Raw genomic sequence first — 3,892 nt, forward strand, 5'->3', positions numbered from 1 at the left:
TGTGGATCGGAGTGAAAGGCTAATCAAGCCCGGAGATAGCTGGTTCTCCCCGAAAGCTATTTAGGTAGCGCCTCGTGTCTCACTCTCGGGGGTAGAGCACTGTTTCGGCTAGGGGGCCATCCCGGCTTACCAAACCGATGCAAACTCCGAATACCGAGAAGTGCAATCACGGGAGACACACGGCGGGTGCTAACGTCCGTCGTGGAAAGGGAAACAACCCAGACCGCCAGCTAAGGTCCCTAAATCACAACTCAGTGGGAAACGATGTGGGAAGGCCCAGACAGCCAGGAGGTTGGCTTAGAAGCAGCCATCCTTTAAAGAAAGCGTAATAGCTCACTGGTCAAGTCGGCCTGCGCGGAAGATTCAACGGGGCTTAAGTTGTGTACCGAAGCTGCGGATGCCCGATCCTCGGATCGGTGCATGGTAGGGGAGCGTTCCGTAAGCCTGCGAAGGCGGATCGAGAGGTCCGCTGGAGGTATCGGAAGTGCGAATGCTGACATGAGTAACGATAAAGGGGGTGAAAGGCCCCCTCGCCGAAAGCCCAAGGTTTCCTGCGCGACGCTAATCGACGCAGGGTTAGTCGGCCCCTAAGGCGAGGCCGAAAGGCGTAGTCGATGGGAAGCAGGTTAATATTCCTGCACCATTCATTACTGCGATGGGGGGACGAAGAAGGCTAGGTCAGCCAGCTGTTGGTTGCTGGTTTAAGCGTGTAGGGAGTCACCTTAGGAAAATCCAGGGTGGCAATTCCAAGGCGTGACGACGAGTCTCTACGGAGACGAAGTGATTGATGCCAGGCTTCCAGGAAAAGCCTCTAAGCTTCAGGTAATGAGTGACCGTACTCCAAACCGACACAGGTGGGCAGGGTGAGAATCCCAAGGCGCTTGAGAGAACTCTGGTGAAGGAACTAGGCAAAATAGTACCGTAACTTCGGGAGAAGGTACGCCCCCGGTACGTGAAGGCCCTGCGGCCGGAGCGGAAAGGGGTTGCAGTGACCAGGTGGCTGCGACTGTTTACTAAAAACATAGCACTCTGCAAACTCGAAAGAGGACGTATAGGGTGTGACGCCTGCCCGGTGCCGGAAGGTTAAGTGATGGGGTTACCCCTCACCTAGATCATCTAGCAAGCCGCATGTTCTATATCTATGTGCTTTACAGTGAGCGATTTGACGAGTTTTATCTTGGATCGACGCGTGATCTGAGAAGGCGAGTTGAAGCGCATCGATCTGGGATGAACAGATCGACACGAAAGGCAGATGATTGGATAGTTTCCTATTATGAAGCCTATCTGACAGAACAGGCGGCAAGCGAGTGAGAAGCGAACTTGAAGCGAAGTGGCAAAGCGTATCACAGCTTAAAGGTGCGCATACCCAGAAGCTTAGATGCTCTAGGTGAGGGGGAAGCTCTTGACCGAAGCCCCGGTAAACGGCGGCCGTAACTATAACGGTCCTAAGGTAGCGAAATTCCTTGTCGGGTAAGTTCCGACCTGCACGAATGGCGTAACGATGGCCACGCTGTCTCCACCAGAGACTCAGTGAAATTGAAATCTCGGTCAAGATGCCGAGTACCCGCGGCTAGACGGAAAGACCCCGTGAACCTTTACTACAGCTTCACACGGGACTTTGAACCTACTTGTGTAGGATAGGTGGGAGGCTTTGAAGCGGTGACGCCAGTTGCCGTGGAGCCATCCTTGAAATACCACCCTGGTATGTTTGGAGTTCTAACCTCGGTCCGTGATCCGGATCAGGGACAGTGTGTGGTGGGTAGTTTGACTGGGGCGGTCTCCTCCCAAAGCGTAACGGAGGAGCACGAAGGTACCCTCAGCGCGGTCGGAAATCGCGCACTGAGTGCAAAGGCAAAAGGGTGCTTGACTGCGAGACAGACAAGTCGAGCAGGTGCGAAAGCAGGTCTTAGTGATCCGGTGGTTCTGTATGGAAGGGCCATCGCTCAACGGATAAAAGGTACTCCGGGGATAACAGGCTGATACCGCCCAAGAGTTCATATCGACGGCGGTGTTTGGCACCTCGATGTCGGCTCATCACATCCTGGGGCTGAAGTCGGTCCCAAGGGTATGGCTGTTCGCCATTTAAAGTGGTACGCGAGCTGGGTTTAGAACGTCGTGAGACAGTTCGGTCCCTATCTGCCGTGGGCGTTCGAGACTTGAGGGAAGCTGCTCCTAGTACGAGAGGACCGGAGTGGACGTACCTCTGGTGTTCCGGTTGTCACGCCAGTGGCACTGCCGGGTAGCTATGTACGGACGGGATAACCGCTGAAAGCATCTAAGCGGGAAGCCCCTCCCAAGATAAGGTCTCGCTGGACCCTTGAGGTCCCTGAAGGTCTGTCGAAGACGACGACGTTGATAGGCGGGATGTGGAAGCGCGGTAACGTGTGAAGCTAACCCGTACTAATTGACCGTGCGGCTTGACCATATAACACCCAAGATCTTTGGGTGTCGAGGCAAGACGCATCTGCGCGCCTTACGCGATCTAACCAGTTTTCCTGGCGGCAACAGAGCACTGGAACCACCTGATTCCATCCCGAACTCAGAAGTGAAACGGTGTATCGCCGATGATAGTGTGGGGCCTCCCCATGCGAAAGTAGGTCACCGCCAGGGCTTTATTCCAACCCCTTAGCTCTTTCGGGCTGAGGGGTTTTGTTTTTCCGCGGTCGGAAATCACCGGCTGCAAAAAGCAGAGCGAGGAACCATGCGATGGTCAGGCCATTTTCCGAAAGTGGCGAAAACCTTCGATATCTCACGGCTCCTCCGGGGGAACCAGCGGTTCCAGGGTGATAATCAAGGTTGGGACATCGGTCGTGACGATTTCCCATACTCGCAGCAGGTCGAGACGGAAATAGTCATGGGCAATGCGATGCCGCAAGCCGACGATCTGAGGCCAGGGAATCTCCGGATGTGCCTTCTTGGTCTCGCTGGAGACCTTGCCGGCGGCCTCGCCGATATTCTCCAGGGCCTTCGTAATAGCGTGCTGATGCAAGCGACTGCCCTGAAACTGCTCCCAAGTGAGATCGCGGCTGAATGCAGCGGCGTGCCTGGCCGCAATCAACATATCGAGCAAATTGGCGTCGTCACGCCACATAGACAGGCTTAGCGTGCTCGAGTATGTGCTTGCGGCGGATGTAGTTCTCGCTCTGCTCGACCAAGCGCCTTTCCACCAGATCCACGTTGTGGCCCCACAGCCTTTCGAGTTCCTGCCGCATCTGTGCAAGTTGCGCGAAGCCCCAGTGGGTCTGTGTGTCAAAGGCGACCAACACATCGATGTCGCTGTCCAGTCCGAAGTCCTTTCGCAGCACCGAACCGAACAGCGCCAACTCCGTAATCCGCCAACGGCGGCAGAACTCCGCAAGGGCTTTCCGTGGTATATCGATGCGTGCGCTCATCATGTCACCGCCATCATCTTGAGGCTCTCGATGCCTCGGTCGTCCAGGATCTTGACCGCAATGTGCTTGTGCTCGCCCGGCTCGAAAGGCAGCGACACCGTGCCGCGATAGGCATCGATCAACTCCTCGTCGATCTCCGCCTTCAGATTCCTCGCCAGCCGCGCCCAGCCCTCCTTCGCGCCGGCCAGCGGGAAGAATACCTGGTGCGGATAGAGGCTGCGTCCGTCGTAGTCGATCCCTACCGGAATGACGGACTTCCATCTCACCGTCGTTCCGGGTGGAACCCGTGCGAGTATACCCATACCCCAGTTGTCCAGGGATGGCAAGTCGAGTTATCCCGTCGGCTCTGTACCCGCAATTTCGGGCGAAATGATCTACTAGTACAGTAGTGCCGAAGTACCGATAATATGGGAGTGGCTCTTCATGGATTCCGGACTGCCAAGGATCATGGGAGGGTACCAGCGGACGTTTTGGAGTGCGGCGGCAACCTCGCCTCGATG

The 3,892-nt window shown here is 56.0% G+C and carries 3 protein-coding genes and 2 rRNA genes (1 of these 5 only partly in view); 2 read left to right on the forward strand and 3 right to left on the reverse strand.

Features of this window, described 5'->3' with window-relative positions:
* Positions 1-2,425 (forward strand): 23S ribosomal RNA (locus BQ17_RS10660); it begins 901 nt to the left of the window's first position.
* A 69-nt stretch (positions 2,426-2,494) separates the two neighbouring features.
* Positions 2,495-2,610, forward strand: a 5S ribosomal RNA gene (rrf, locus tag BQ17_RS10665).
* Between the two features lie 139 nt (positions 2,611-2,749).
* On the opposite strand, the gene BQ17_RS10670 is transcribed toward rrf, so the two are convergent.
* Genes BQ17_RS10670 through BQ17_RS10680 form a run of 3 tightly spaced genes read right to left on the reverse strand, consistent with a single transcriptional unit; the run spans position 2,750 to position 3,694 of the window.
* Positions 2,750-3,091 (reverse strand): HepT-like ribonuclease domain-containing protein, encoded by a 342-nt coding sequence (locus tag BQ17_RS10670; protein WP_089726898.1) that lies wholly within the window; start codon positions 3,089-3,091, stop codon positions 2,750-2,752.
* The gene (locus BQ17_RS10675) at positions 3,081-3,395 is read right to left on the reverse strand and encodes a nucleotidyltransferase family protein (protein WP_218068216.1); all 315 of its coding nucleotides are present in this window, start codon (positions 3,393-3,395) and stop codon (positions 3,081-3,083) included. The genes BQ17_RS10670 and BQ17_RS10675 overlap by 11 nt, the downstream gene beginning before the upstream one ends.
* Positions 3,392-3,694: a hypothetical protein gene (locus tag BQ17_RS10680; RefSeq protein WP_218068217.1), complete on the reverse strand. Its 303-nt coding sequence runs from the start codon at positions 3,692-3,694 to the stop codon at positions 3,392-3,394. Before BQ17_RS10680 ends, BQ17_RS10675 begins: the two co-directional genes overlap by 4 nt.
* Between the last annotated feature and the right edge of the window lie 198 nt (positions 3,695-3,892).

This window comes from Candidatus Thiosymbion oneisti (assembly GCF_900092655.1).
Classification (GTDB): domain Bacteria; phylum Pseudomonadota; class Gammaproteobacteria; order Chromatiales; family Chromatiaceae; genus Thiosymbion; species Thiosymbion oneisti.